25 protein-coding genes and 1 pseudogene are annotated in these 26,041 nt (G+C 59.4%); 14 read left to right on the top strand and 12 right to left on the bottom strand.

From position 1 onward, the window contains the following. Positions 1 to 135: 135 nt before the first annotated feature. The 5 genes from ACXPVS_RS00495 to ACXPVS_RS00475 form a co-directional block, all read right to left on the bottom strand. Positions 136 to 1,470: an imelysin family protein gene (locus tag ACXPVS_RS00495; protein WP_458508165.1), complete on the bottom strand. Its 1,335-nt coding sequence runs from the start codon at positions 1,468 to 1,470 to the stop codon at positions 136 to 138. 164 nt (positions 1,471 to 1,634) lie between these two features. After that, positions 1,635 to 3,686: a putative bifunctional diguanylate cyclase/phosphodiesterase gene (locus tag ACXPVS_RS00490; protein ID WP_458508164.1), complete on the bottom strand. Its 2,052-nt coding sequence runs from the start codon at positions 3,684 to 3,686 to the stop codon at positions 1,635 to 1,637. Between the two features lie 524 nt (positions 3,687 to 4,210). Continuing rightward, positions 4,211 to 4,807 (bottom strand): superoxide dismutase, encoded by a 597-nt coding sequence (locus ACXPVS_RS00485; protein ID WP_458508163.1) that lies wholly within the window; start codon positions 4,805 to 4,807, stop codon positions 4,211 to 4,213. Between the two features lie 177 nt (positions 4,808 to 4,984). Continuing rightward, a complete protein-coding gene (locus ACXPVS_RS00480; protein WP_458508162.1) occupies positions 4,985 to 5,587 on the bottom strand; it encodes a LysE/ArgO family amino acid transporter in 603 nt (200 codons plus the stop codon). 7 nt (positions 5,588 to 5,594) lie between these two features. Next, positions 5,595 to 5,996 (bottom strand): ACT domain-containing protein, encoded by a 402-nt coding sequence (locus ACXPVS_RS00475; RefSeq protein WP_033057513.1) that lies wholly within the window; start codon positions 5,994 to 5,996, stop codon positions 5,595 to 5,597. Positions 5,997 to 6,092: 96 nt separating this feature from the next. On the opposite strand from ACXPVS_RS00475, the gene ACXPVS_RS00470 reads away from it, so the two are divergent. The 3 genes from ACXPVS_RS00470 (at position 6,093) to ACXPVS_RS00460 (ending at position 9,035) form a co-directional block, all read left to right on the top strand. Then, the gene (locus ACXPVS_RS00470; protein ID WP_458508161.1) at positions 6,093 to 6,986 is read left to right on the top strand and encodes a LysR family transcriptional regulator ArgP; all 894 of its coding nucleotides are present in this window, start codon (positions 6,093 to 6,095) and stop codon (positions 6,984 to 6,986) included. Between the two features lie 68 nt (positions 6,987 to 7,054). Next, positions 7,055 to 8,047, top strand: a complete 993-nt coding sequence (locus ACXPVS_RS00465; protein WP_458508160.1) for an NAD-dependent epimerase/dehydratase family protein — start codon at positions 7,055 to 7,057, stop codon at positions 8,045 to 8,047. Positions 8,048 to 8,165: 118 nt separating this feature from the next. Then, a complete protein-coding gene (locus tag ACXPVS_RS00460) occupies positions 8,166 to 9,035 on the top strand; it encodes an ATPase (RefSeq protein WP_458508159.1) in 870 nt (289 codons plus the stop codon). A 190-nt stretch (positions 9,036 to 9,225) separates the two neighbouring features. On the opposite strand, the pseudogene ACXPVS_RS00455 reads toward ACXPVS_RS00460, so the two are convergent. After that, positions 9,226 to 9,437: pseudogene (locus ACXPVS_RS00455) on the bottom strand (MFS transporter); the annotation flags it as partial. Between the two features lie 48 nt (positions 9,438 to 9,485). Further along, positions 9,486 to 10,679 (bottom strand): 4-hydroxybenzoate 3-monooxygenase, encoded by a 1,194-nt coding sequence (gene pobA, locus ACXPVS_RS00450; RefSeq protein WP_458508158.1) that lies wholly within the window; start codon positions 10,677 to 10,679, stop codon positions 9,486 to 9,488. Between the two features lie 179 nt (positions 10,680 to 10,858). Between pobA and ACXPVS_RS00445 the strand changes: the two genes are divergently transcribed. After that, the gene (locus tag ACXPVS_RS00445; RefSeq protein ID WP_458508157.1) at positions 10,859 to 11,755 is read left to right on the top strand and encodes a helix-turn-helix domain-containing protein; all 897 of its coding nucleotides are present in this window, start codon (positions 10,859 to 10,861) and stop codon (positions 11,753 to 11,755) included. Between the two features lie 31 nt (positions 11,756 to 11,786). Here the strand turns inward: ACXPVS_RS00445 and ACXPVS_RS00440 are convergent, their stop codons facing one another. After that, positions 11,787 to 11,963, bottom strand: coding sequence for a hypothetical protein (locus ACXPVS_RS00440; protein ID WP_458508156.1), 177 nt, complete (start codon positions 11,961 to 11,963; stop codon positions 11,787 to 11,789). A gap of 121 nt (positions 11,964 to 12,084) precedes the next feature. Continuing rightward, on the bottom strand, positions 12,085 to 12,990 hold the full coding sequence (locus tag ACXPVS_RS00435) for a LysR family transcriptional regulator (protein WP_458508155.1): 906 nt from the start codon (positions 12,988 to 12,990) through the stop codon (positions 12,085 to 12,087). A gap of 114 nt (positions 12,991 to 13,104) precedes the next feature. On the opposite strand from ACXPVS_RS00435, the gene ACXPVS_RS00430 reads away from it, so the two are divergent. Further along, on the top strand, positions 13,105 to 13,986 hold the full coding sequence (locus tag ACXPVS_RS00430) for an MBL fold metallo-hydrolase (protein ID WP_458508154.1): 882 nt from the start codon (positions 13,105 to 13,107) through the stop codon (positions 13,984 to 13,986). A 46-nt stretch (positions 13,987 to 14,032) separates the two neighbouring features. Here ACXPVS_RS00430 and ACXPVS_RS00425 read toward each other — a convergent pair whose 3' ends face one another. Next, the gene (locus tag ACXPVS_RS00425) at positions 14,033 to 14,914 is read right to left on the bottom strand and encodes a LysR substrate-binding domain-containing protein (RefSeq protein WP_458508153.1); all 882 of its coding nucleotides are present in this window, start codon (positions 14,912 to 14,914) and stop codon (positions 14,033 to 14,035) included. Between the two features lie 159 nt (positions 14,915 to 15,073). On the opposite strand from ACXPVS_RS00425, the gene ACXPVS_RS00420 reads away from it, so the two are divergent. From ACXPVS_RS00420 to ACXPVS_RS00395, 6 genes are all read left to right on the top strand, one after another. Continuing rightward, a complete protein-coding gene (locus ACXPVS_RS00420) occupies positions 15,074 to 16,711 on the top strand; it encodes a 5-guanidino-2-oxopentanoate decarboxylase (RefSeq protein ID WP_458508152.1) in 1,638 nt (545 codons plus the stop codon). 8 nt (positions 16,712 to 16,719) lie between these two features. Beyond that, positions 16,720 to 18,168 carry an aldehyde dehydrogenase family protein gene (locus tag ACXPVS_RS00415; RefSeq protein ID WP_458508151.1) on the top strand — a complete coding sequence of 483 codons (1,449 nt, stop codon included), beginning with the start codon at positions 16,720 to 16,722 and terminating at the stop codon, positions 18,166 to 18,168. 218 nt (positions 18,169 to 18,386) lie between these two features. Beyond that, positions 18,387 to 19,490, top strand: a complete 1,104-nt coding sequence (locus tag ACXPVS_RS00410; protein WP_458508150.1) for an extracellular solute-binding protein — start codon at positions 18,387 to 18,389, stop codon at positions 19,488 to 19,490. A gap of 111 nt (positions 19,491 to 19,601) precedes the next feature. Next, the gene (locus ACXPVS_RS00405; RefSeq protein WP_458508149.1) at positions 19,602 to 20,510 is read left to right on the top strand and encodes an ABC transporter permease; all 909 of its coding nucleotides are present in this window, start codon (positions 19,602 to 19,604) and stop codon (positions 20,508 to 20,510) included. Further along, complete coding sequence (locus tag ACXPVS_RS00400; RefSeq protein WP_458508148.1) at positions 20,507 to 21,355, top strand: ABC transporter permease; 849 nt, start codon at positions 20,507 to 20,509, stop codon at positions 21,353 to 21,355. Before ACXPVS_RS00405 ends, ACXPVS_RS00400 begins: the two co-directional genes overlap by 4 nt. A gap of 15 nt (positions 21,356 to 21,370) precedes the next feature. Beyond that, positions 21,371 to 22,426, top strand: a complete 1,056-nt coding sequence (locus ACXPVS_RS00395) for an ABC transporter ATP-binding protein (RefSeq protein WP_458508147.1) — start codon at positions 21,371 to 21,373, stop codon at positions 22,424 to 22,426. A 62-nt stretch (positions 22,427 to 22,488) separates the two neighbouring features. Here the strand turns inward: ACXPVS_RS00395 and ACXPVS_RS00390 are convergent, their stop codons facing one another. Beyond that, positions 22,489 to 23,418 (bottom strand): AraC family transcriptional regulator N-terminal domain-containing protein, encoded by a 930-nt coding sequence (locus ACXPVS_RS00390; RefSeq protein ID WP_458508146.1) that lies wholly within the window; start codon positions 23,416 to 23,418, stop codon positions 22,489 to 22,491. Positions 23,419 to 23,753: 335 nt separating this feature from the next. Here ACXPVS_RS00390 and ACXPVS_RS00385 point away from each other — a divergent pair, with 335 nt between their 5' ends. Continuing rightward, positions 23,754 to 24,107 (top strand): putative quinol monooxygenase, encoded by a 354-nt coding sequence (locus tag ACXPVS_RS00385; protein ID WP_458508145.1) that lies wholly within the window; start codon positions 23,754 to 23,756, stop codon positions 24,105 to 24,107. 41 nt (positions 24,108 to 24,148) lie between these two features. Then, the gene (locus ACXPVS_RS00380; RefSeq protein ID WP_458508144.1) at positions 24,149 to 24,379 is read left to right on the top strand and encodes a hypothetical protein; all 231 of its coding nucleotides are present in this window, start codon (positions 24,149 to 24,151) and stop codon (positions 24,377 to 24,379) included. Here the strand turns inward: ACXPVS_RS00380 and ACXPVS_RS00375 are convergent, their stop codons facing one another. Further along, positions 24,380 to 25,009 (bottom strand): flavin reductase family protein, encoded by a 630-nt coding sequence (locus ACXPVS_RS00375; protein ID WP_458508143.1) that lies wholly within the window; start codon positions 25,007 to 25,009, stop codon positions 24,380 to 24,382. A 211-nt stretch (positions 25,010 to 25,220) separates the two neighbouring features. On the opposite strand from ACXPVS_RS00375, the gene ACXPVS_RS00370 reads away from it, so the two are divergent. Further along, entirely contained in the window at positions 25,221 to 25,976 is a 756-nt protein-coding gene (locus tag ACXPVS_RS00370; protein WP_458508142.1) for a COG4705 family protein, read from the top strand. The last annotated feature ends 65 nt before the right edge of the window (positions 25,977 to 26,041 follow it).

Genomic DNA, 26,041 nt, shown 5'->3' with positions numbered 1-26,041 from the left:
ATCCTGCAGACGAGCAAAACAAGGGCGCAGAGTCTAACAGCGCAAGGAAGATTGAATAAGAGGAATTATCGTTTGGTTGATGTGGGGCATGAAAAAAGCGACCCGAAGGTCGCCTTTTTATTCAGGCAGCGTTGATCAGAATTCGTGATCAGCGTTGTCCGGGTTCAGGTCACCGATGCCCAGTTTGCCAGCGATGGCTTCGATCGAACCGGTCTGCTTGACCAGGGAAGCGATAGCGTCGCGGACGATCTGGTTGCCAGCGGTGTTGCCGGCGGCGATCAACTGGTCGTAGTGCTCACCCTTGTCGGCGTGATCGACGAGGACCTGCATCTTGGCTTCGGTCGCCGCCAGATCGGCTTTCAGCGCGGTGTCGGCAGCCGGGTCAGCCTTGGCCACCAGGGACGACAGGCTGGCGCCGGTCATTTGGGTGCCGTCGACGCGGGTGTATTCACCCAGATACACGTTACGAACGCCTTTGGCATCGTAGAAGTGCGAGTTGTGGGTGTTGTCGCTGAAGCAATCCTGTTCGTCTTCCGGGGAGTTCGCTTCCAGGGAAACCTTCATGCGTTCGCCCGCCAGTTCACCGAGGGACAGGCTGCCCATGCCGAAGAGCATTTTGCGCAGGCCGGATTCAGCTGGCTCTGCTTCGAGGGTCGCGCGGTAGTTGTCAGCCACGTTCGGCTTCCAGTTACCGACCATTTCTTCCAGGTCGCTGACCAGCAGTTGGGTCACGGACCTCAGATAGGCGCGACGACGATCGTTATGACCGCCGGTTGCGCCTGTGCCTTCCAGGTAATCGGAAGCTGGACGGTTGCCGGCGCCTGGGCCTGTGCCGTTCAGGTCCTGGCCCCAGAGCAGGAATTCGATGGCGTGGTAGCCGGTGGCGACGTTGGCCTCGGAACCACCCAGCTCGTTCAGGCTGGCGAGTTCTGCCGGGGTGATGTCTTTCACATCGATCTTGTCTTCGCCGACCTGAACTTGAGTGTTGGCGATGATGTTGGCCGTGGCGCCCGGGTTGCCCAGCGCGTGTTCGTAGGATTTGTCGACGTAGTCGATCAGGCCTTCATCCAGCGGCCAGGCATTCACCTGACCTTCCCAGTCGTCGATGATGGTGTTGCCAAAGCGGAACACTTCACTCTGCAGGTAAGGCGTGCGGGCAGCGACCCAGGCAGCCTTGGCCGCTTTCAGGGTGTCGGCGTCCGGCTTGGCGAGGAAGGCGTCGATGGTGGTTTGCAGGGTCTTGGCGGTGGATTCGGCATCGCTGTAAACGGCGAAGACGATGTCGGCGTAATGCGCGACAACGGCTTTGGCGGTGGCTTCGTCGATTTTACTGGTAGCGGCAGGGGCCGTGGTGCTGGCGGCCGGAGTCGGCGTCTGCGCGGCGGTGGCTTTGTCTTTGCCTTCGCCACAACCGGCGAGGGAAATAGCGATGGCCAACAGACTGGCGGTAGCCAGAGGCATACGAATCATGGCGAACATCCTGCTTCGAGAGGGGTGGAATGGCGCAGCAAGCGCGCAAAGCTGCGACATAATGCAAATCTTTCGCATTATCTGTAAAGGGTTGTGCTTGTAAATATTTCTTATTCAGGCGGGGGTTGTGTCGTAGATCAAGAGGTCGCAGCCTCGTTTTGCCGTTACAAAATTGCCGCGTTACTGCGCTGAGCCTGTTTCAGATACGCGCTCAATTCCCGTGCCGGCAGCGGCTTGCTGTAGAAATAGCCCTGACCTTCGTGACAGCCTTCGGAGATGATGTAGGCCTCTTGCTCGGCGGTTTCCACGCCTTCGGCAATCACCTGCATGCCCAGACTTTTGCCCAACTGGATGATGGCCCGCACGATGGTCGCATCGTCGTCGTCATCGAGCAGGTCCTGAACGAAGCTCTTGTCGATCTTGATCTTGTCCAGTGGCAGGCTTTTCAGATAGCTCAATGACGAGTAACCGGTGCCGAAGTCGTCGATCGCGATCAGCGCACCGGAGCGGCGCAGGCTCAGCAGGTGCTGGGCGGCCGTGCTGATGTCTTCCATCAGGCCGGTTTCGGTGACTTCCAACTCCAGGCTGCGTGGAGGCAAGCGGTACATCTGCAGCAGGTTGTTGACCACTCGTGGCAATTCGCAGTGATGGAGCTGCACCGTAGACAGATTCACCGCCATGCGCAGGTCGACGAAACCCTGGTCATGCCAGTCGCGCAATTGCTTGCACGCCTGATCCAGCACCCATTCGCCGATGGCGATGATGGTGCCGCTTTGCTCGGCCAAGGGGATGAACAAGTCCGGCGGAACCAGCCCGTGCTCGGGATGCTGCCAGCGAATCAGCGCCTCGACACCCACCACCCGGTGATCTCGATAGCTGATCTGCGGTTGGTAGACGAGGTAGAGCTGATCACGGGCCAAGGCGTCGCGCAGGTCTTTTTCCAGCTCACGGCGGCGGCGCATCTCGGTGTCGACGCTGGCGATATAGAACTGATAACGGTTGCGCGAGCGAGTCTTGGCCAGGGTCATGGTCTGCTCGGCTTTTTGCAGCAGTTTCTCGGTGCTGTCACCGTCCTCGGGGAACAGCGTGATGCCGATGGTGGCACGCAGGCGGATCTCTTGATGATCGAGGGCGAATGCCGCTTCCAGATCATCGAGAATACTTTGGGCCAGCTCGGCCGCTTCGTAGGGTTGTTCGATATCGGCCTGAACCAGGGCGAACTGGTCGCCGCCTAGGCGGGCGAGGGCGCCCAGGCGTCCGCTGTGAGCGCGCAGGCGATCGGCCAGGGCCAGCAGCAGTTGGTCCCCGGTCTGGTAGCTGAATTGTTCGTTGATGCCCTTGAAGTCGTCGAGGCCGACCACCAACACCGCGACCCGACGCTGCAACTTTCCGGCGTCTACCAGGATTTTGTCCAGTTGCTGCTGTAATTGCTGGCGGTTCGGCAGGCCAGTGAGGAAGTCGTACTGAGCCATGCGTAGCAGGCTGTTTTCCGCTTCGTGGCGCAAATGGGTGTTGCGCTCGATGGACTCGAGCAACTGGTTGGCGGTGTTGATCCAGATCCCCAGTTCGTTCTTTTCATGCCCCTTGAGCAGCGGGATTTTGTGTTGGCTGGGGCGATCCGGATTGATTTCCGTGAGGTGTTCGATGATCCGTGACAGCGGCTTGGTCAGCAGCCAGTGATAGACCAGGTACAGCACCAGCCCCATGGCCATTGCACGCAGCACGCCGGAGATGAAGATGATGACCGAGCTGACGATAAAACTCTGGCCATAGGTGGCGGTGTCGAGGGTGATGCTCAAGTCGCCGTAATACTCGCTGTAAGGACCGCGACCCACCAGTTGTGTGGTGAAGGTGCGTTCCTTGCCGAGGATCAGGTCGGTCAGCCAGCGACTGTCGGAGTGCTGCAGCTCGCGGGACTTTTGCGCGAGCATGGCTTCGTTGGGATGGCCAATGAAGGCCTTGCGCACAGCGTCGTCCTGAAACAGGCCTTCGATAACCTGCATACCCATCTCCCGGTCCAGGCTGTAGACGGCCTGGGTCGAGGGGTCGCGGAACATGTCGAGAATGCGTTGGGCATCGCTGGCCACGGCCTGGTGTGTTTTATAAGCATCGAAAACGATCTGCGCGCAGCTCAAGACCACGCCGACGATCAATGCCGACAGGAGCACGACCCGAAGCAACTTCACCGACAAGCTGTTCTTGAGTTCCAGCTTCAAAGAGTCATTCCTTGTTCCGTGCGGGTAGCGTCAAGTTGCCATGAGTATTGGCAATCCGGTGATGGCAGTCAAAGGGACAATCAATCACTTGGGGTTTTGCCTGTAGCTTGGCCGAAATGCTGCGGTCTGGAGTATTTGCGCTATTTGTACTGTGTCGGTTGTTGAGTCCTTCAACTTGAGGGGGATCTGGATATATTTTCCGTTTGGTTGATGTTAGACGGCTGTGGCCTTGGGGCAAGAGGCTGAAGGCTGGTTTCGCTGTAGGAATCTGGTCTGGCCCCTCGCTTAGGCTCGGCGTTCCTTCCCCCCCGGATGAACACCTTTTCCGAGCATCTTTCTGTTTTTCGGTCGCAAGCGGGCTCAATAACCTTTAGCGGCTGCTGAAAACTCAATGACCGAGAGTGAAATTGTGGCTTAACAATTGGATCGGGCACGGGATAACGTCGATCGCGCAGTCGCCCCGACATTCTCCAGGCAATAAAAAACCCGGCAAAAAAGCCGGGTTTTTTTGACTGGCGTCGATCTTAAGCGGTGAAGGTTTTGCCTTCGAACTGCTCAGCCACGAATGTCCAGTTGACCAGGTTCCAGAACGCTTCGACGTATTTCGGACGAACGTTGCGGTAGTCGATGTAATAAGCGTGTTCCCAGACGTCGCAGGTCAGCAGCGGGGAGTCGCCGTTGGTCAGCGGGTTGCCGGCGCCGATGGTGCTGGCCAGGGCCAGGGAACCGTCAGCTTTTTTCACCAGCCAGCCCCAACCGGAACCGAAGGTGCCGATGGAAGTTTTGCTGAATTCTTCCTTGAACTTGTCGAACGAACCGAAGGCTGCGTTGATCGCCTCGCCAAGTGCGCCGGTTGGTTGACCGCCGGCGTTTGGCGCCAGGCAGTTCCAGTAAAAAGTGTGGTTCCAGACCTGAGCGGCGTTGTTGAAGATACCGCCCGAAGAAGATTTAACGATTTCTTCCAGGCTCTTGCCTTCGAACTCGGTGCCTGGCACCAGGTTGTTCAGGTTCACGACGTAGGTGTTGTGGTGCTTGTCGTGGTGAAATTCCAGTGTTTCCTTGGAAATGTGCGGCTGCAAGGCATCGTGTGCGTAAGGCAGCGGCGGCAATTCGAAAGCCATGATGATTCTCCTAATCAGGTCAGTTGCGGTGAGCGCAAGGCCGATCACGGGCGGCCAGACAAGCGCCGGGGAGTTTGTACTCTTTGCGGCGCATCGGATCGGATCATAGCACCGGGGGTGCGGCATAACCACGCAACAACTGTGTGGAATAGAGGTTCCAAAGCCTTTTGGAATAAATCAGGCGCTGGTGATGAGTTGGGCGGCCACGGTGAACATCATTATGGCGACGAGCAGGTCGAGGACTCTCCAGGTGCTGGGTCGGGCCAACCATGGCGCCAACCACGCGGCGCCCAGCGCCAGGGTGAAAAACCACAGCAACGACGCACTGGCCGCCCCCACGACATAAGCGCCTGGCTCGGTTTGCTGGGCGCCGAGGGAGCCGATCAGCAACACGGTGTCCAGATAAACATGCGGGTTAAGCAGCGTTACGGCCAACGCGCTGAGCATCACCGCGCGCAGTGAACGCACGGTCTGGGTTTCGCCTTGTTGCAGGCTCTGTTTCGAGCAGGCACGACGCAATGCCAGGCTGCCATACCAAATCAGAAACGTTGCGCCACCCCAACGGGCGACTGCCAGCAACGTAGGGTTCTGCGCCAGTACCGTCGCCAGGCCGAATACCCCGGCTGCCACCAGCAGGGCATCGCAGATCACGCAGAGTGCCGCCACGGGCAGGTGATGTTCGCGTCTAAGGCTCTGGGCCAACACAAACGCATTCTGAGTGCCGATCGCCATGATCAGCCCCGCAGCCACCAACAGGCCGTTCACATAGCTTTGCCACATAAGATGTTTACTCCGCGTTGGCCGCCAGATCCCGCAGCACATGCAGGGCGCGTTCGGCATCGGCCTGGCCGACGAATAAATGGTCGTGGTAGTAGCCGGCAATCACGTTGCAACTGATCCCCGCCTGGCCTAATGCCGTGGCGAACGCGGCAGTCAGGCCGACGGCTTCAAGGGCCGAATGCACGTTCAAGGTGATCCAGGCCGCGACGTAATCGAAACTGAAGCCGGCCTTCTCGGCGTGGGAACGTTCCAGAATCACTGTCAGACCTTCCTGCTCGCGAAAGCTGCCGACAATCTCAAGGCCTGCCGGCAACTTGCCGTCGCGCAGGGTGCAGAACACGTATTCGCCGACGTTAAGTTGCGGGCTCATGCTGCGCAGCAGCGTTGCCAATGAAGTTTCGCCAGCCATGTCGATGATCCTTGTTCAAGAGTTCTTGCTGGCCATTCTCCGGTGTCTGGCTGTATAAGAAAAACCAATCATGCTGATCGCTCATTAGGAAAACTGATGTTTGACTATAAATTGCTTTCTGCCTTGGCCGCGGTGGTCGAGCAGGCCGGGTTCGAACGAGCGGCTCAGGTGTTGGGTTTGTCCCAGTCAGCGATCTCCCAGCGCATCAAATTGCTCGAGGCGCGGGTCGGTCAACCAGTGCTGGTGCGGGTGACACCGCCAGCCCCGACCGAAATTGGCCGACGGCTGCTCAACCATGTGCAGCAGGTGCGTTTACTTGAACGGGACTTGCAAACACTGGTGCCGGCACTCGATGAAGAAGGTCTGCCGGAACGTCTGCGCATCGCCTTGAATGCCGACAGCCTCGCCACCTGGTGGGCCGCGGCGGCCGGGGGTTTTTGCGCGGAACAGCATTTGCTGCTCGATCTGGTGGTCGAAGACCAGACCGTCGGCCTCAAACGCATGCGTGCCGGTGAAGTCGCGGCGTGCGTCTGCGCCAGCGAGCGACCGGTGGCCGGCGCGCGCAGCGTTTTGCTGGGGGCCATGCGCTACCGTGCGTTGGCCAGCCCGGCATTTATTGCCCGGCATTTTCCTGAAGGTGTGCGCGCCGATCTGTTGTCGAAAGCGCCCGCGCTGGTGTTTGGTCCTGACGATTTTCTACAGCATCGCTACCTCGCGTCCCTCGGCGTCGATGGCGGATTCGAGCACCATTTATGCCCCTCGTCCGAAGGCTTCATCCGCCTCACGGAAGCGGGACTCGGTTGGGGGCTGGTGCCTGAACTGCAGGTGCGCGAGCAACTGGAGCGCGGTGTATTGGTAGAGCTTTTGCCCGATAAGCCGATCGATGTGCCGCTGTACTGGCATCATTGGCGCAATGGCGGTCAGTTGCTGGGGTTGCTCACCGATCAGTTGGTGCGTTCGTCCAAGCAATGGCTGGTGCCGTTGGACTGACGGGCAGCGTCAAGACCTCACGCCTCACGCCTTACGCAATATGCAAAACGAAATATTCGGAGCAATTCATGAAGATTCTGGTTACCGGCGCAAGCGGCTTCATTGGCGGACGCTTTGCGCGTTTTGCCCTGGAGCAGGGCCTGGACGTGCGGGTCAACGGTCGCCGGGCCGAAAGTGTGGAGCATCTGGTGCGCCGTGGCGCCGAGTTCATCCAGGGTGACTTGTGCGACCCGAAACTGGCACGCGATCTGTGCTCAGACGTCGAAGCCGTGGTGCATTGCGCCGGTGCGGTCGGTTTGTGGGGGCGTTATCAGGACTTCCATCAAGGTAACGTGCAGATCACGGAAAACGTGGTCGAGGCCTGTCTGAAACAGCGGGTTCGGCGACTGGTGCACCTGTCGTCGCCGTCGATCTACTTCGATGGCCGCGATCATCTGGGGCTGACCGAAGAACAGGTGCCCAAGCGCTTCAAGCATCCCTACGCGGCGACCCAATACCTGGCCGAGCAAAAAATTTTCGGTGCTCAGGAGTTCGGCCTCGAAACCCTGGCCCTACGCCCGCGGTTCGTGACAGGGGCTGGCGATATGAGCATCTTTCCACGGCTGCTGAATATGCAGCGTAAAGGACGACTCGCGATCATCGGCAACGGCCTGAACAAGGTCGATTTCACCAGCGTACACAACCTCAATGAAGCGTTGCTCAGCAGTTTACTGGCCAGTGGTTCGGCGTTGGGCAAGGCCTACAACATCAGCAACGGCACGCCGGTGCCGTTGTGGGACGTGGTCAATTACGTGATGCGCAAGATGGATGTCCCACAGGTCACGCGCTACCGTTCCTACGGCTTGGCCTACACCGTTGCGGCGCTCAACGAGGGGGCGTGTACGTTGTGGCCGGGGCGTCCCGAACCAACCCTGTCGCGCCTGGGCATGCAGGTGATGAACAAGAATTTCACTCTGGACATCAGCCGCGCCCGGCATTATCTGGACTACGATCCGAAAGTCAGTCTCTGGACGGCCCTCGATGAGTTCTGCGGCTGGTGGAAGGCCCAGGACATTCGCTGACGCATGGGTTAGGGCCGCGACACTGAACCGAGTTTGGGGTTGAGGGTCAATCGATGCGGCAGTGAGGGTTATACTGCGCCGCATCAAGCCATCACCGCGTTCCACAAAGGTTGACTCAATGTCCATGCGTAACGATGCCAACGACGACTTCGATGATGTACCTAGCTTGCGTGCCGACAGCCTCGACGACGATGATTTTCCGACCACCGCTCGCAACGCCGTGCATTCGCGGACCACGCCAGTCGTCAAAGTCCAACGCCCGAGCACCGGCCCGCTGTGGGCGCTGGTTGGCGCCTTATTCTTTGCTTTTGCAGGCCTTGCCTGGTGGAGCTTCCAGCAGCTCTCGCTGATGGAACAGCAATTGGTGGCGACCCAGGAAAGTTTCGCGCGTATTAGTGAGGATGCGGCGGGGCGCTTACAGGATATTTCCGGCAAGGTGGTCGCCAGTCAGACCAACGTCAACAGCGACAGCGAAGCCTTGAAGCTGCAAATCAAGCAGCTTGAAAACAAACTCCAGGATCAAAGCAAACAACAGCAAGGCGTTGTCGGCCTGACCACCGATCTGGACAAGCGTCTGGCGCAGATGAGCGCACAGAGCACTGATCTGGATAAGCGCTTGGCGCAGATGACCGCTCAGACCACTGAGCAACAGACCGCTACCATTCAATTGCAGGCTCAGGTCAAAGTCTTGAACAGCGATGTCGCCGTGCTGAAAAGCCTCCCGGCGGACACAGACAAATTCGACGCGCAACTTAAAAGCCTAGGCTCGGACATCGTTGCACTGAAGAAACAAGGCAACCCGAGCGCCGCCATCGAGCGTCTGGAACAGGAAGTCATTGTCCTCAAAAGCCAACAGGACAATCGCTCGACGTCAGGCGGGACCAATACCGCCGAATTCGATGCCTTCCGTAGCCAGATCACTCGCAACATCAATACCCTTCAAGCGCAGATCCAGAATTTGCAGCAGCAATTGCGCGCCCGGCCTTGAGCCATGACTCATTCCTGGATGCCCCGGGAGTGATCAGGCGGGGGGTATCAGCGGACTTTATCCGCGTGTTCGGCATGGCAATCGCTGCTGCCAGCCCCAGCAGCGATATCGCCGCGCTGACCATCAACACATTCTGGAAGGTCAGCAGTAACTCCGCCCGCAAGGCGTTTTGCGCCCCCCCCCCAGCGCGGCGCCAAGAATGGCCCTGGCCGACGTGGGTGATACCCAGCAACAAAGAGGTCAAACCGATGATCATCAACAATGTGCCGAGGTAATCGATGATCGGTTTGCGTTGCGGCACTGGCAAACCCACCAACGTTCGATTGGCCACCAGCCAGGCACCGGGCCGGCCACGCTGGCCACTGCGTACAGGCTGCTGAAGTAACCTTGATAGCGGCCGCGCCAGCATCAGGGCGAGCGGGGATGCTCGCCAGTGGAAGTCGATACAGGCTATTCGATAGCCTCGTATGGAAGGCCGACGTAGTTTTCTGCAATGGTTTTTCGACCGGCCTCGGAGTCGACGAAGTACCCCAGTTCCGACTCGGCAATCCGCTGGCTGAAGGCGTCGTTATCGTCAAAGCGGTGCAGCATCGAGGTCATCCACCAGGAAAACCGTTCGGCTTTCCACACCCGGCGCAAGCAGACCTCGGAGTACTTCCCCAGTAAATCCACACGGCCTTCTCGGTAAACCTTCAGCAGAATAGTGAACAGCGTACTGACGTCGCTGGCCGCCAGGTTCAGGCCCTTGGCGCCGGTAGGCGGGACGATGTGTGCGGCGTCGCCGACCAAAAACATCCGCCCATACTGCATCGGTTCGACGACAAAGCTGCGTAGCGGCGCGATGCTTTTTTCGATGGAAGGCCCAGTGACTAACGACGCTGCCAACGCGCAAGGCAGACGGGATTTGAGTTCATCCCAGAAACGCTGATCAGACCAGTTCTCGACGTGCTCGTCGGCCGGCACCTGAAGGTAATAGCGAGTGCGGGTGGCCGAACGCATGCTGCACAGGGCAAAACCACGCTCATGCCGGGCGTAAACCAGCTCTTCGTGCACGGGCGGCGTGTCAGCGAGGATGCCGAGCCAGCCAAACGGATAGACCCGCTCAAACACTTTCAGGCACTCGGCCGGAATCGACTGCCGGGCTACGCCATGGAAGCCGTCGCACCCGGCGATGTAGTCGCAATCGAGTCGATACAGCTCGCCGTCCTTCTCAAAAGTGACGAACGTCTCTTCGGTTTTCATCCCATGAGGAACGACGTTGCTTGCCTCATAAATCGTCTGCGCGCCGGCCTCCCGACGAGCGGCCATCAGGTCGCGGGTGACCTCGGTCTGACCGTAGATCATCACCGTTTTGCCGCCGGTCAGGGCTTGCAGGTCGATGTGTACGCGGCGTGCGTCGAAGGCCAGTTCGAAGCCTGTGTGAAGCAGTCCTTCGGCGTCCATGCGCTGCCCCACCCCTGCCTGACGCAACAGCTCTACCATGCCTTGTTCGAGGACGCCGGCGCGGATTCGTCCGAGCACATAGTCCGGGGTCCGGCGTTCGAGAATGAGGGTGTCGATGCCGGCGTTGTGCAGCAATTGGCCGAGCAATAAACCGGACGGACCGGCGCCGATGATGGCGATTTGGGTTTTTAGCGTTTTCATTGTTTTTATGGCTCGCAAGCTTCACGCGACCAAGGCCGGTGAATAATTTTTATGGATCGAGTGCTTGCATTTTTCTCTCGTGAGTCTGTCAATTGAAGGGGAAAACTGAGCCGATACCTGTACATTCTGCCAATCGGTGCGATTATCGCCCGCCTACCCCCGAGGCCTGGATTGAAGTGATGAACAAGCCTGACCTGCCTTCGATTCCCGTGTTCAAGCTCTACGGTGAAAGCCTGGATTGGCCGACCCCGGACTTGCTGCACTGTGAAACAATTTCCAAACGCAGCCGCGAACACCAGTGGGAAATCAAACCCCACCGCCATGCCGATTTGTGCCAGTTGCTCTTCGTATTCAAAGGTCAGGCAGAGCTTGAAATCGAAGGCAAACGTACGCAATTGACAGAGCCGGCGATCCAGATCCTGCCACCGCTGTCGGTGCACGGCTTCCGGTTTTCCGAGGATGTCGAAGGGTTTGTCGTGACCCTTGCCGCGCCGTTGGTTGCTCATCTTCAAGCGCAACTGGGCAACTCGGTGAACGCCCTGGCCCAGGCCGAAAGTTACCCGGCGGGCAAGGAAGGCGAATACCTCAATAGCCTGTTTTCAGCGCTGCAAGACGAATACACCGGTCACCAGCCGGCTCGCGATATGCTCATGCATTCGCTCGTCAGCGTGATCATGGTGTGGGTCAGCCGCCAGGTGATTTCCCGCCGCAACGCCAGCCAGCGTCCGCAGCGTGCCCGGGAATACCTCAACGGTTTTATCCAACTGGTGGAAGAGACCTATCGCCAGCACATCAAGGTCGAGGACCTGGCCCATCGACTGGGGATTTCCGTGTCCCACCTCAACGGCACCTGCCGTGAGCTGGCGGGACAACCGGCGTTGCAGATCATGCACGAGCGTCAATTGCTGGAGGCCAAGCGCTTGCTGACCTACACCAGCATGACCATTTATGAAATGTCCGACGTGTTGGGGTTCTCTGATCCGACCAACTTCACGCGCCTGTTCCGACGTCGAGTGGGGATCTCGCCCAAGGCATTTCGCGACCGTTTGAAGGCCGATCAGGACAACGAGGCCTGATCCCCTTTGTTACATGAGGGTGTTGTTGTTGTTACTTGAGGGCGTTGAGGGTCGCGTTGTGGGGAATACAGCGATCGAAGTTGCAGCTCGCGTATTCACGGGGCAGTTGTCGCAACTGTTCGACGCGCCAGGCTGCGGTGCCATACAGCGCGATCGTGGCGGCGCAGGTGATGAAAATCGCGAGGTATCTTCTTGTTTTGATGTTCATGGCGTTGACCTCTGAACGAATACCCTTCGGTACTGCTTTTTTCAGCATAGGTCAGTGCCGGTGAGTTGCCAGCAACGTGGTGTCCTGATCGTTCCCTCGCGCTGGGGGAACGATCATTCGGTTACAGGCCGATATCCCACGCAGGCTCTTCGGGAAACCTCAGCACCAGAAAATCCAGCATGCTGCGCAATGCCGCCGGCATGTGTTTGCGGGAGGCGTACACCGCGTAAACATTCATCTGCCGGGGTTCGGCGTGGGGCAGCAGGCGCATCAGTTCGCCGCTGTGGATATGCACGCCGGCCTGATAACTGGGGAGCATCGCCACCCCGGCACCGGCCATCGCCGCGCGCAACAACGTGCTGGTTTCGTTGGCGCTGATGTTGCCCTGCACCGGCACTGACACCGGCTCACCGTCCTCCTGGAAATGCCAGAGGCTTTTGCCGAAGTAGGAGTGGGTCAGGCAATTGTGCTGGCTCAGATCCTCGACCCGCAACGGCGTCGGGTGTTCGAGCAGGTAGGCGGGGGAGGCGCAGATCACCGAGCGGCAGACCGTCAGCCGTCGCGCGATCAGGTTCGGGTCCAGGTCGTTGCTGGTGCGGATCGCCAGATCGATGCGCTCATCCACCAGGTTCACCGTGCGGTCGAGCATCTGCAGGTCGATGCTGACGCCTGGAAAACGTTTGACGTAAGCGGCCATGGCATCCGCCAGTTGCGCCTGACCAAACGAGGTGCTGACGCTGATGCGCAACAGGCCGCGTGGTGCCTCGTCCGGTTCGCTGATGGCGGCTTGCATGTCTGTGCACAGGTCGAGCATCTGCCGACAACGGGGCAGGATTTCACTGCCGGCGGCGGTCAGGCTCAATTTGCGCGTGGTGCGGTGCATCAGGCGTGCGCCGACCCAATCCTCCAGCTCCGCCAGATAGCGCGAAACCACTGGCCGCGAGAGGTCCAGATGATCGGCGGCGGCCGACTGGCTGCCGAGGTCAACCACCGTGACGAACACCCGCATTGCTTGTAGACGATCCATCATTTGCCCGCTTTCAGAAACAAACTATGTTCAAGCTTCGCATTTTTTGTACTGAGTCATGCAACTAAGCTCTGTCCCATCGCCAAGCACGGCATTCGGACAACGGAGCAACAGATGATCGGCTTCACCTCGCTTAAACGTATTTTGCTGGCCAGCGCTACCCTCGGTTTCGCCGCCCACGCGGCGGCTGCCTCGACCCTGACCCTGGATGTCTACAACCCGGGCGACAAGGCGATTTTTCCGGTGACCTCGGTGTTGGTCAGCGGCGAGAAAGACGCGATTTTGGTGGATGCGCAGTTTGGCAAATCCCAGGCCGAACAAGTGGTTGAAAAGATCCGCGCCAGCGGCAAGCAACTGACCACCATCTACATCAGCCACGGTGATCCGGATTACTACTTTGGCCTCGATACCCTGACTGCCGCATTCCCCAACGCCAAAGTGCTGGCCTCGCAGCCGACCGTGGATCACATCCAGAAAACCGTCGACGGCAAACTGGCGTTCTGGGGGCCGAAAATGGGTGCCGATGCACCGGCCAACACCATCGTGCCGGCTGTACTCAAGGGCGACAGCCTGATGCTCGAAGGGCATAAGTTGCAGGTTGTGGGGCTTGAGGGCAAACAGCCGGACCGCACCTTTGTCTGGATTCCGTCGATCAAGGCCGTGGTCGGTGGCGTCGTCGTCGCAGAAAACATCCACGTGTGGATGGCCGACACCCAGACGGCGCAGTCCCACGCCGATTGGCTGATGACGCTGCACGCCATCGAAACGCTGAAGCCGAAAACTATCGTGCCGGGTCATTACCTTGGTGAGAGTGCCCGTTCGCTCGCCGCCGTGCAGTTCACAGCCGATTACATCAAGGCCTTTGACGAAGAAACCGCCAAGGCAAAAGACGCCGCCGCGCTGATCGCTGCGATGAAAAAACGCTACCCGAGGCTGGATGAAGAAAGTTCGCTTGAACTGAGCGCCAAAGTCGCCAAGGGCGAAATGAAGTGGTGACTCACCGCACCTGATCATTCCCACGCGCAGTGGGAACGATCAACCATCAGCGGGAACTTGCCTGCTCCACCAACCACCCCATCAGCTCGCGCAACTTCGGTGAAGGCCCGGGTTTTTCCGGGAAAACCAGGTAATACGCCAACCCGGTCTTCACCTTCAATTCAAACGGCATGACCAGCCGCCCCGCATTCAAATCATCGCCAATCAGCGACCAGTCCCCGATCGCCACGCCTGTCCCTTGGGACGCCATCGACATCGCCAGGTCCAGCGTTTCGAAATGCTGGCCCTTGCCGACATTGCTCAAGCGAATATCCGCGGTGGCCAGCCAGGTCTTCCAGTCCCGTTCATCCCGGGTCGGGTGCAGCAACATGTGCTGCTCCAGATCCTCCGGCGTCAGCAGTGGCACCGGACCTTCGAGCAACGGCTTGGAACAGACCGGTGTCAGTTGTTCATCGAACAAATGAAAAGAGGCCAGCGCGCTGTCCGGGGGGGCGCCATACATCACCGCGGCATCGAACTGCTCGCGATGAAAATCCACACCGTGCTTGACCGTGGTGGTCAATTCCACCGGCACATCCGGGCGTTCCCGTTGCCACCGCAACAAACGTGGCAACAGCCAGCGCATGACACACGTCGGGGCCTTGAGTTGCAGGGTTTCGCGCTTCTCGCCGATCTGGTCCACCGCCTCGTCGATCAAGCCGAAAATCTGCTGCACCCGTGGCAGCCATTCCCGTCCTTGGGCCGTCAGGTCAAGGCCCCGGGCCTGGCGGATGAACAGTTCATAACCCAGATGTTCTTCCAGCCCGGCGATCTGCCGACTTACCGCTCCTTGCGTGATGTACAGCTGTTCGGCGGCCCGGGTGAAGTTGCAGCACTTGGCGGTAATCAGAAAGGTGTGCAGGGCCGGGAGGGGAGGCAATCGTTTCATTGGGATCCAAGGTATGACGTGAGGACATGGCTAGTATGACTTTTTATCCATTGTTGCGGCTACGTGTCGCCCGTTCCAATGAGGCCATCCCTGGACCTGCCGGCTCATCATAAACACTGCGCAGGCCCGGCGTCTCAAACGAACAAGAAGGGCAAAGACATGGCGACGTGCGGCGAAGTATTGGTCAAGTTACTCGAAGATTACGGGGTTGAGCAGGTGTTCGGCATTCCCGGGGTTCACACCGTGGAGCTGTATCGCGGGCTGGCCCGTTCGAGCATCAACCACGTCACTCCGCGTCACGAACAGGGCGCCGGTTTCATGGCCGACGGTTACGCTCGCACCCGCGGCAAACCGGGCGTGTGCTTCATCATCACCGGCCCTGGCATGACCAACATCACCACCGCCATGGGCCAGGCCTACGCCGACTCGATCCCGATGCTGGTGATCTCCAGCGTGCAATCGCGTAGCCAGTTGGGCGGCGGTCGCGGCAAGCTCCACGAGCTGCCGAACCAGAGCGCAATGGTGGGCGGCGTCGCGGCGTTCTCCCACACCTTAATGTCGGCGGCTGAATTGCCGGGCGTGCTGGCGCGTGCCTTTGCCCTGTTCCAGGCCGGCCGTCCGCGTCCTGTGCATATCGAAATTCCGTTGGACGTGCTGGTAGAAGAGGCCGACGACCTGCTCAGCAGTCTCCCGGTGAAGATCGAGCGCGCCGGTGCGTCGCCGAGTGCAATCCGCCGCATGACCGCGCTGCTGGCCGGTGCCAAGCGCCCACTGATTCTCGCCGGTGGCGGCGCCATCGATGCCGCCGCCGAGTTGACGGAACTGGCCGAACTGCTTGACGCCCCGGTGGCCCTGACCATCAACGCCAAAGGCATGCTCGAATCCAACCATCCTTTGTTGATCGGCTCGACTCAGAGCCTGGTCGAGACTCGCGCTTTGGTGGCTGAAGCGGACGTCGTGTTGGCGATCGGCACCGAGCTGGCCGAGACCGATTACGACGTGACCTTCGCGGGCGGTTTCGACATTCCCGGCGTGCTGTTGCGTGTAGACATCGACCCCGACCAGACCGTGCGCAACTACCTGCCGAAGGTTGCGTTGGTGGCCGACTCGCGCAACGCGGCTCAAGCCTTGCTGAGCGAACTGTCCCACCACTCGCTGGCCGAGCGCCGTAACGATTGGGGCCAGGTCCGTGCCGCACGCTTGCGCGACGAACTGGCTGCCACCTGGGATGCGCCGACCCTGGCCCAGACCCGTTTCCTGGAAACTGTTCTGCACGAATTGCCAGAGGCGGTTTTCGTTGGCGATTCGACCCAGCCGGTGTACACCGGCAACCTGACGTTTAACCCGGAGCGCCCGCGTCGCTGGTTCAACTCGTCCACCGGTTACGGCACCCTCGGTTACGCCTTGCCGGCAGCCATCGGCGCCTGGCTCGGCGGTAGCGTCGAAGGCGGTGCCCGGCCTCCCGTGGTGTGCCTGATCGGCGACGGCGGCCTGCAATTTACCCTGCCGGAACTGGCCAGCGCCGTTGAAGCGCGCACCCCGGTGATCGTTTTGCTGTGGAATAACCAGGGCTACGAAGAGATCAAGAAATACATGGTCAACCGCGCCATCGAACCGGTCGGCGTGGATATCTACACCCCGGACTTCATTGGTGTGGCCAAGGCGCTGGGCTGTGCAGCCGAAGCCGTCTGCGGTGTCGAGCAACTGCGCAGCGCAGTGCGCGCCGCGGCGGATCGCCAGGGTCCGACCCTGATTGAAATCGATCAGACTTCGTGGATGAAGGCGGTGTCGAAATGACTTCGCGCATGACTTTCCCAACGGTACTGGATGGCCTGTTCATCGACGGCCAATGGTCCGCTGGCAACGAACACCTGCGCGTGATCAACCCGGCGACCGAAGCCTTGTTGACCACCGTGAACGGCGGCGATGAACGTGCTGTCGATCAAGCCGTCACTGCCGCGACCAACGCCTTCAAGGAGTGGTCGAAAACCACCGGCGCCGAGCGCGGTGTAATCCTGCGCAGAATCGCCGCGGGCGTGCAGGCCGGTCGCGAACAGTTGATGCATTTACAGTCGAGCAACAACGGCAAGCCGCTGTTTGAAGCGGCCATCGATGTCGACGATGTGATTGCGACCTTCGAGTACTACGCAGGTTTAGCCGATGGGCTCGATGCCAAGCAAGACCGCAATGTGGAACTGCCGAGCGACGACTTCAGCGCTCGCGTGCGCCGCGAACCCTGCGGTGTGGTCGGCCTGATCGTGCCGTGGAATTTCCCGATGGTCACCACCGCCTGGAAACTCGCCCCGGCCCTGGCCGCCGGTTGCTGCGTGATACTCAAACCGTCCGAAGTCACGCCGTTGCCGGAGCTGGAACTGGCCGCGATCATCGCTGAGGCCGGCCTGCCCAAGGGCGTGTTCAACCTGGTCTGCGGCACGGGTCTGGCCGTCGGCGCGCCGTTGTCCGCTGATCCGCGCATCGCCAAGATTTCTTTCACCGGCAGCAACGCGGTCGGCGTGCAGGTCATGCAACGCGCAGCAGAAACGGTGAAGGGCGTGAGCCTGGAGCTGGGCGGCAAATCCTCGCTGCTGGTGCTCAAAGACGCAGACATCGAACTGGCCGTGGAAGTGGCCTGTGGCGGCGGGTTCTTCAACGCCGGGCAGATGTGCTCGGCCACCAGCCGCGTATTGATCGCCAATGAACTGGCGGACGAATTCCTCATCCGTTTGAAGGCCCGCGCCGAAGCCATTCGTGTGGCCGACCCGTTCGACCCGAACGTGGAAATGGGCGCACTGGTCAATCAGGCGCAATACCAGCGCGTGCTGGGCCACATCGACCGTGGTTTGAGTGCTGGCGCCAAGCTGGTTTGCGGCGGCAATCGTCCGGCAGACCTGCCGCGCGGTTATTTTTTGCAGCCGACGATTTTCACTGACGTGCCCCCAGGCAGTGCGTTGTGGTGTGAAGAGATCTTCGGGCCGGTGATCTGCGTGCGCAGTTTTGCCACCGAAACCGAGGCGATTGCTTTGGCCAATGACAGCCAATTCGGCCTGGTGGCCAGCGTGGTCACCCGCGACGCCGAAGCGGCCGATCGGGTCGCCAACGCCTTGCAGGCAGGGCTTGTGTGGATCAACGCGCCACAAGTGATCTTCCCGCAGACCGCTTGGGGTGGTTACAAACAGAGCAGCATCGGCCGCGAATTAGGGCCGTGGGGCTTGCAGGCTTTCCAGGAAATCAAACACGTGATTCGAGCGCTCTGACGGCTCGAAAAGGCTCAGTGCATGCCCCGTGATGAGGCATGCACTGGCGTCATGGCTTCAATGAGTTTTTATCGATAGTCAGGTTTTTTGCACGACCTCAGGATGAAGCTGTCGGCTCAACTCAAGCCCTTTGATACCGGGGGTTTGGTGCTGATCTGGGCGCGAAGATGCAACGGTTGCGACCCACCTCATACTTACAAAAATAAAGGGAGTCCTTCATGGGCGAGCATGATTTAAACAGGCGTCAATTTATCAAAACCGTGGGCGTGGCGTCCGTAGCCGCGGCGGCCATGAGCTTGCCCTTCGTCAAGGCCAATGCCAGCGACACGCGCTTCCAGGGCAAGACCCTGCGCCTGCTGACCTGGTCCGATGACACGGGCCTGGCCGCACTGCGCAACATCGCGGCAACCTTCGAAGACAAATACGGCTGCAAGGTCATCGCTGACCGCACCGGCAGTACCTCGGAAATGGTCGCCAAGCTCAAGGCCGCCGGTGATCGCCCGCAGTACGACATCATCACCCTGGCGGGCGTCGGCGCCGAAGGTCTGGCCGCGGCCAACCTGCTGGAAAAACCCGACCTCAACCGCATTCCCAACCTGGTCGACGTGCCGGAGAAGTACCGCACCGGCGCCAATGGCCACGGTATCGGTTACCTCCTGTGGTGCAACAGCCTGGTCTACAGCACCCGCACCATCAAGGAAGCGCCGGACAGCTACGCCGCGATGTGGGACGCCGACCTGGCACCGAGCATCTTCCTGCCGCCGCCGAACTGGACCGAAGCGATGGACCTGATCATCATCGCCGCCAAACTGGCCGGTGGTGACGAACACAACATCGAGCCTGGCTTCAAGAAACTCGCCGAGTTGAAAGATCGCGTAGTGACCCTGGGTGAAAACCCGAACCAGATCGCCGAACTGTTCCGTACCGGTTCTCTGGACATGGGCGGCTTGTACGCCCCGGCATTCTTCCCGAAACAGATCCGCGATCCGGCTTACGGTCTGGGCGCCACCTTCGGCATGAAGGAAGGTTTCTATACCGACCTGATGCTCTCGGTGATGCCAAAGAATCGTCCGGGCGATACCGACCTGACCTACGCCTTCATCAACCACTCTCTGGACCCACTGGTGCAGGGCAAAATGGCTGAGGACATCTACAACGGTCCGGTCAACGCCAAGGCGATCATCTCCGCCGAAGCGCGCAAGAGCCCGTACATCCTCACGCCTGAGCAGATTGCCGAGAAGGCGATCATGCACGACAACGCCTTCCTGGCCTCTGTGCATGACCAATGGATTCGTCGTTACACGGAAATCTTTTCTTCCTGATCGAGTGGCGAACACACAGTCTGAAATCACCTCAGATCCCTTGTGGGAGCGAGCCAGGGTGATTTCAAGAGGTGTGTGCGCCAACTGCTTTCCATTGACGAGACCCTTGCTATGGAACACCAACCTCTGACTCATCCGGTCGCTGTCGCTCCAGTGCGCACCAATCGGGGTGTTTCGCCGACGACGCGTGCCTGGTTTTTCCTCTCGCCGTCGATGTTGTTTCTGGGCGTATTGATCGCCGCCAGCCTCTTGGTACTGCGCATGAGCGTGGGCACCAAGGGCGCGGAATGGACCGGGTTCAGCCTGGCCAGCTACGCCCAACTGCTGGAACCGTATTACCTCAAATCCTTGCTGCTGACCCTGCGTCTGGCGCTGATCAGCGCGGTGATTGCGGTCGTATTGGCGATCCCGGTGGCCTACACCATGTCGCGCCTGACCTCACCGTTTGTACGACGGATCTTCCTCGCCGCGGTGCTGCTGCCATTGCTGGTCAACCTGTTGCTGCAAAGCTACGGCTGGCTGGTGATTCTGGGACCTGGCGGGATGCTCAACCAGGCGCTGATGGGCCTGGGCCTGATCAAGCGCCCGATCATGCTGCTCTACAACCAGAACGGCGTATTGATGGGCCTGGTGCAAACCGCGTTCCCGTTGGCCGTGCTGCCGATTGCCAGCGCCATGCGCGGCGTCGCCCGTACTTATGAAGAAGCCGCTGCAACCCTGGGTGCCAGCCGTTTTCAGGTGTTCCGTCAGGTGGTGCTGCCGATGAGTATGCCGGGGATCATCACCGGTGCGACGTTGGTATTCGCCTACAACGCCAGCAGTTTCGTGGTGCCGTTGTTGCTCGGTGGCCGGCGCGTACCGATGCTGGCCGTGATGGTCCATGATCAGATCGCCCCGCTGATGAACTGGCCCGCCGCCTCCGCTGCCGGTGTGGTGCTGATTGTTACCACGCTCGCGATCATGACCTTGTCCGAATTCATCACTGGCCGTCGTCGGCGCATGCTGGAGGCATCCCAATGAGCACCCTGATCAAAAAGCGTTATGGGCTGCTGCCCGGCGAGACCGGCAAGTTTGCCGGCATCCTCTCGGGCTTCATTCTGCTGCTGGCGGTGTTGCCGATCCTGACCATGATTGTGATGTCGTTCAGCGGTGCGTCGAACCTCGACTTCCCGCCGAGCAGCTACAGCCTGCAGTGGTACAAGGCCGCCTGGCACACCTTCGTGTCGCCGGATTCCAGCGATGTACTGAGCCTCGGCAAAGCCATGACCACCAGCCTGATGGTGGCGTGCCTGACCATGGTGTTCGCCACGATTGTGGCGGTGCCGGCAGCCTATGCCCTGACCCGTTGTGAGTTCCGTGGCAAAGCCGTGGCGCTGCAACTGATGTCGCTGCCGCTGGTGTTTCCGATGGTGGTGTTGGGGCTGGCGTTGCTGCTGGTGTTTGACAGCCTGCCCTTTCAAATCACTACATCGCGGCTGGTGATTGCCCACGTGATCCTGGCGCTGCCGTTCGTGGTGAAAAACTGCACCGCCGCGATGCTCTCCATCGGCAGCGAAGTCGAAGAGGCCGCGCAGATGCTTGGCGCTTCACCGACCCGGGCGATTTTCGATGTAGTGGTGCCGCTGATGAAGTCGGGGATTCTGGCGGGGATGCTGCTGGCATTCATCGTCTCGTTCAACGAATTCACCGTGACCTACTTCCTCTACACCATCGACGTCATGACCGTGCCGATCTGGATGTACAGCCGCACCGTGTCATCGCTCGACCCTACCGTCTTCTCGTTTGCCGTGCTGATCGTGCTGATCGATTTCGTCCTGATCTGGGCGTTGGAGAAGCTGGTCGGTGAAGGTGGCGTTTCGTTCTGATTCTTGAGGTGCAACATGACTGGTCTGATTCTGGAAAACGTCGAGAAACATTACGGCTCGGCCTGCGCGGTAAAGGATGTGAACCTGCATTTGCCCGAGGGCAAACTGGTGTGTTTTCTCGGTCCTTCGGGCTGCGGCAAAACCACGTTGCTGCGAATGATCGCCGGGCTTGAAACCCTCAGCGGCGGCGAGATTCGCCTGGACGGTGAAGACATCGGTCACACGCCGGCGCATCAACGTAACTTCGGCATGGTGTTTCAATCGCTGGCGCTGTTCCCGCACATGACGGTGGGGGAGAACATCGCCTACCCGCTGAAACTGCGTGGCGTCAGCAAGGCTGATCAAAAGGCGCGGGTGGTGGAGTTGCTTGAGTTGATTCAACTGCAGGAAATGATTGATCGCCCGGTGGCAAAACTCTCCGGCGGTCAACGCCAGCGCGTGGCGATTGCCCGGGCGATTGCCAATCACCCGAAAATTCTGCTGCTCGACGAACCGCTGTCGGCACTGGACGCCAAGCTGCGTGAATCGATGCAGGTGGAAATCCGTCAGCTGCAACAACGCTTGAACATCACCACCATCATGGTGACCCACGACCAGCGTGAAGCCATGACCATGGCGGATATCGTTGTGGTATTGGGTGAACATCGGGTGCAGCAAGTGGGCACGCCGATTGAAATCTATCGTCACCCCGCCAATGAGTTTGTTGCGGACTTCATCGGCTCGGGCAATATTTTCCCGGCCACGGCACTGGGCAACGGCAAGATTGGGTTGCCGGGTGGCGATGCGCTGCAAGTGCCGATCTGTAGCAGCATTGTGGTGGGTGAGAAGGTGAGGATGCTGATTCGCCCTGAAGACTTGCAACTGTCGCATCCACAGGCGACGGCGGGGAATCGGCTGCTCGGTAAGGTGACGTTTGTGCGCGATATCGGCGCAACCATTGAAACAACAGTGGAGTGTTCCGGGGTGTCGTTTACGGCGTTGAGTACCCCGTGTCAGGGGTTGGGGTTGAGCATTGGCAATTCGGTGTCGGTGACGTTGCCGGCTGAGGCTTGTCGAGTACTCGGCGCCTGACTGACGAGCCCCATCGCGAGCAAACTGGCGATGGGGCCGGCGAAGCCAGCACAAAAATCAGATCAAACCGTCAACCGCAACCGCGCCAGATCCCGGAGCGGCGGAGCCCCGAACAGCCGGCTGTACTCACGGCTGAATTGCGAGGGGCTTTCATACCCGACCCGATACCCCGCTGCCGAAGCCTCCAAGCCTTCCGCCAGCATCAAGCGCCGCGCTTCTTGCAGGCGAAGTTGCTTCTGATACTGCAACGGGCTCATCGCGGTCATCGCCTTGAACCGATGATGCAACGTCGACACACTCAAGTTCACTTCCTTTGCCAGATCATCGATGCGCAGCGGCTGTTCATAGTTGCCGTTCAGCCATTTGATCGCCTGGCTGATGCGATGGCTCTGGCTGTTGGCGATAGCAATTTCGTACAGCCGATGACCCTGCTGGCTGCGCAATAGTCGATACAGGATTTCCCGGCGAATCAGCGGTGCGAGCATGGCGATGTCTTTTGGCGCGTCCAGCAAGCGTGCCAGACGCAACACCGCGTCAAGCATCGCGGTGTCGATCCGTTCGACATACAAGCCGCGTCCCGTCGGCCGGGTGGGCACACCAAGAGGGCCGGCGTCGGCAATCAGCGCAGAGATTTCCGTCGGGTCGATATCCAGCCGCACCGCGAGGATCGGTTCTTCAGGCGTGACGTTCACCACTCGTCCGCTCAATGGCATCGAGACCGAGACCACCAGGTAATTCAGCGGATCGTAATTGAAGTATTCATCGGCCAGCCTGACCTCTTTTCGCCCCTGCGCCATGATGCACAGCGCTGGTTGCGCCAGTACCGGGGCAAACTCATGGGACTGACTGTGGCGAGACATGATCAGCGAATCGACGGCAGTCTCGTAAATGCCATCCTCCTGAGTGTTGCGGCGGATGATGGCGGCCAATTCCGCGCGCTGTTTTTCCATGTCGGCGTCCAGCGGGGTTTGGAAATGATCGAGCGACGTCATGCGAGGCATCCTCGGTGGAGCGTTGGTCATTGGCTGAGCTTAAGTTTGTGCAAGACAAAGCGGTAGACGCATCCTGCCTCAAGCTTGCCTGATTCTGCATGGCGTGAATTAACGGTGCCTCTATGGCTGCACCACACAGGGAAAACTTGCTTGAACGCCGTGTTTCATCGGCACCAAAGCGTTCACAGGTTGTGACAGGTTCTTCGAGACGCTGCGCAGGATTGTGCAACAAGCCGGCAGGAATCGACTAACCGCGCTTTTATCTGCGCGCTTAACCTTTGATCCTGTCGCAGCCCATCCCACGGCTGCTATTCGACTACCTGGGAGGGTTGAACATGTCTACGCAGATCCCCGTCAGTCATATGGCTTTTGTCCGCGCCCGCGCCGGGCGTTCGGCGGAACTCGGTGCGCGCCTGAGCGCCTTGATCGAGCCGTCCCGCAGTGCGCCGGGTTGCCTGAATTTTGCCCTGCAGCATTCGCAGTGCGATCCGGCGTTGTGGCTGGTGTCCGGTTTCTGGATGAACCAGCAGGCCATGACCGCTTACTTCAGCACCCCGGCCATGCAGATTTTTGCCGAGTTGGTGCAAGACTTGGTGGTCAACAGCCTGGATTTTCATACCTTCAAGGATGTGTCGGTTGCGCAGGCGCTGGGACAGTCTCAGTCGTGGGTACACAAAATGGCGGGTTGAGGGTTTAATGGATCAACTCTCAATCAGCCAGGATCCACGACATGGCACGCAAAGCCTTTGAAACCTTCGAAGCCGTATCTGCCGTAGTACCCCGCGAGGGCGGTTATTACGCCGCGATCGCCACCAAAGCCATCGGTGGTTCGGGTGCACCGCGCTTTCACAAGCTACTCGAAGAACAGACCTTCAAAACTGCCCGCGAGGCCGATGACGCCGCGGCGCTGCAGTTGACACACCTCAAAGACGTCAGCGAAGACGGCGACCTGATCTGGTAATTACTTGACGGCCCCAGGGCGATGCATCTTGAACAACGCCTCAGGCCCCAGCTGGAAATAATCCGCTGGCCCGCCGCCGCGCAGAATCGGTTCTGCCGCGGCGGTGTCGTACACCCCCTCCTTCAACAGCCATTTGGCGATATGCACGGCGACCACTTCGCCGAGAATCAGCCAGCTCGGCACCACGTTGCCATCGGCCCGCTGCAACTGAATGATCTGCGTGACCTTGCACTCGAAGGACACCGGGCTTTCGGCGACGCGCGGCACCTGAATGATTTTCGACGCTGCCGGGGTTAGCCCGGACAGCTCGAACTCGTTGACCTCAGGCCCGACCATGGCAGCGCACTGGTTCATCTGCTCGGCCAGTGAACGGGTTGCCAGGTTCCAGGCGAATTCACCGGTTCGCTCGATGTTATTCAGGCTGTCTTTGCGCCCGACACTGGAAAACCCAATGATCGGCGGAATGTAGTTGAAGGCATTGAAGAAACTGTAAGGCGCCAGGTTCAGGCGGCCATCGGCATCTTGAGAGGAAATCCAGCCAATGGGACGCGGGCCGACGATTGCATTGAACGGGTCATGCGGCAGGCCGTGGCCGTTGGCGGGTTCGTAGAAGTGGATGTCGTCGGGCATGGTGCGGGGTTCCTGAGTTCGGTTTGTAGCGAAGAGGGTCATAGTGCAAGCGGTGGCCAGCAATTTCCAGCGCGACGATTAATCTGGCTCTTTTGCATGTGTGACAGATTTTTCATCAAGCACTTACCAATTTTTCACCGTCCCCTCTCCAGTCTGCGCAACGGCCAAAAGTCTTCAAACGGTCGCCATGAACACTGGAGATTTACCCTCGATGAACAAACTTCCTCAAATCACCCTGGCGTTCTGGGTGATGAAAATCTGTGCGACGACCCTGGGGGAAACCGCGGGTGACTTGCTGTCGATGACTCTCAACGTCGGATACGCCATCAGCTCGCTGATTTTGATCAGCGTGTTCGTACTGACGCTGATCACGCAGTTGATGTCCAAAACCTACAAACCAGTGCTGTACTGGATCGTGATTTTGGCGACCAGCACGGCCGGCACCACCATGTCTGACTTCATGGACCGCACCCTTGGGTTGGGCTATGCCACGGGCTCGATGATCCTGATTGCGATTTTGATAGGGATTTTTGCGGCGTGGCGCTTGAGCGGCGATTCGCTGAACGTCACCAAGGTCCAGACCTTTCGCGGCGAGATGTTCTATTGGATGGCGATACTGTTTTCCAACACCCTGGGCACTGCGCTTGGTGATTACCTAGCCGATGATTCAGGCCTGGGCTTTGCCGGTGGCGCGCTGTTGATTGGCTCAGCCATTGCAGTGGTGGTGTTGCTCAAATACTTCACGAAAATTTCGTCGGTGCTGCTGTTCTGGGTGGCGTTTGTGCTGACGCGGCCGTTCGGCGCGACGATGGGCGACTTCCTGACCAAGCCCCATGAAAAGGGAGGTCTGGATTTCGGTACCATCGGTTCGTCGTTGGTGTTGGCGGGGATTTTGGTGGTGTTGATTGCGGGGGCTTCTTACGTGCAGAGCAAATATGCGAAGCAGGTTGCCGCTGAATTGACTTAAGACCGAGGCGTCCTCATCGCGAGCAAACTCGCGATGAGGCCGTCACAGCCACCATCAATGTGCCT

It is taken from the genome of Pseudomonas sp. Ma2-10 (assembly GCF_054330215.1).
This window is presented reverse-complemented; position numbering and strand designations above follow the sequence as displayed.

Bases quoted from the DNA above. Each gene is read 5' to 3' on its own strand.
- ACXPVS_RS00470 (WP_458508161.1), top strand. From the start codon at position 6,093: ATGTTTGACTATAAATTGCTTTCTGCCTTGGCCGCGGTGGTCGAGCAG.
- ACXPVS_RS00495 (WP_458508165.1), bottom strand. From the start codon at position 1,470: ATGATTCGTATGCCTCTGGCTACCGCCAGTCTGTTGGCCATCGCTATT.
- ACXPVS_RS00375 (WP_458508143.1), bottom strand. From the start codon at position 25,009: ATGCCCGACGACATCCACTTCTACGAACCCGCCAACGGCCACGGCCTG.
- ACXPVS_RS00425 (WP_458508153.1), bottom strand. From the start codon at position 14,914: ATGAAACGATTGCCTCCCCTCCCGGCCCTGCACACCTTTCTGATTACC.
- ACXPVS_RS00430 (WP_458508154.1), top strand. From the start codon at position 13,105: ATGATCGGCTTCACCTCGCTTAAACGTATTTTGCTGGCCAGCGCTACC.
- ACXPVS_RS00480 (WP_458508162.1), bottom strand. From the start codon at position 5,587: ATGTGGCAAAGCTATGTGAACGGCCTGTTGGTGGCTGCGGGGCTGATC.
- ACXPVS_RS00410 (WP_458508150.1), top strand. From the start codon at position 18,387: ATGGGCGAGCATGATTTAAACAGGCGTCAATTTATCAAAACCGTGGGC.
- ACXPVS_RS00485 (WP_458508163.1), bottom strand. From the start codon at position 4,807: ATGGCTTTCGAATTGCCGCCGCTGCCTTACGCACACGATGCCTTGCAG.
- ACXPVS_RS00435 (WP_458508155.1), bottom strand. From the start codon at position 12,990: ATGGATCGTCTACAAGCAATGCGGGTGTTCGTCACGGTGGTTGACCTC.
- ACXPVS_RS00400 (WP_458508148.1), top strand. From the start codon at position 20,507: ATGAGCACCCTGATCAAAAAGCGTTATGGGCTGCTGCCCGGCGAGACC.
- pobA (WP_458508158.1), bottom strand. From the start codon at position 10,679: ATGAAAACGCTAAAAACCCAAATCGCCATCATCGGCGCCGGTCCGTCC.
- ACXPVS_RS00465 (WP_458508160.1), top strand. From the start codon at position 7,055: ATGAAGATTCTGGTTACCGGCGCAAGCGGCTTCATTGGCGGACGCTTT.
- ACXPVS_RS00475 (WP_033057513.1), bottom strand. From the start codon at position 5,996: ATGGCTGGCGAAACTTCATTGGCAACGCTGCTGCGCAGCATGAGCCCG.
- ACXPVS_RS00405 (WP_458508149.1), top strand. From the start codon at position 19,602: ATGGAACACCAACCTCTGACTCATCCGGTCGCTGTCGCTCCAGTGCGC.
- ACXPVS_RS00445 (WP_458508157.1), top strand. From the start codon at position 10,859: ATGAACAAGCCTGACCTGCCTTCGATTCCCGTGTTCAAGCTCTACGGT.
- ACXPVS_RS00370 (WP_458508142.1), top strand. From the start codon at position 25,221: ATGAACAAACTTCCTCAAATCACCCTGGCGTTCTGGGTGATGAAAATC.
- ACXPVS_RS00390 (WP_458508146.1), bottom strand. From the start codon at position 23,418: ATGACGTCGCTCGATCATTTCCAAACCCCGCTGGACGCCGACATGGAA.
- ACXPVS_RS00385 (WP_458508145.1), top strand. From the start codon at position 23,754: ATGTCTACGCAGATCCCCGTCAGTCATATGGCTTTTGTCCGCGCCCGC.
- ACXPVS_RS00395 (WP_458508147.1), top strand. From the start codon at position 21,371: ATGACTGGTCTGATTCTGGAAAACGTCGAGAAACATTACGGCTCGGCC.
- ACXPVS_RS00415 (WP_458508151.1), top strand. From the start codon at position 16,720: ATGACTTTCCCAACGGTACTGGATGGCCTGTTCATCGACGGCCAATGG.
- ACXPVS_RS00380 (WP_458508144.1), top strand. From the start codon at position 24,149: ATGGCACGCAAAGCCTTTGAAACCTTCGAAGCCGTATCTGCCGTAGTA.
- ACXPVS_RS00420 (WP_458508152.1), top strand. From the start codon at position 15,074: ATGGCGACGTGCGGCGAAGTATTGGTCAAGTTACTCGAAGATTACGGG.
- ACXPVS_RS00460 (WP_458508159.1), top strand. From the start codon at position 8,166: ATGTCCATGCGTAACGATGCCAACGACGACTTCGATGATGTACCTAGC.
- ACXPVS_RS00440 (WP_458508156.1), bottom strand. From the start codon at position 11,963: ATGAACATCAAAACAAGAAGATACCTCGCGATTTTCATCACCTGCGCC.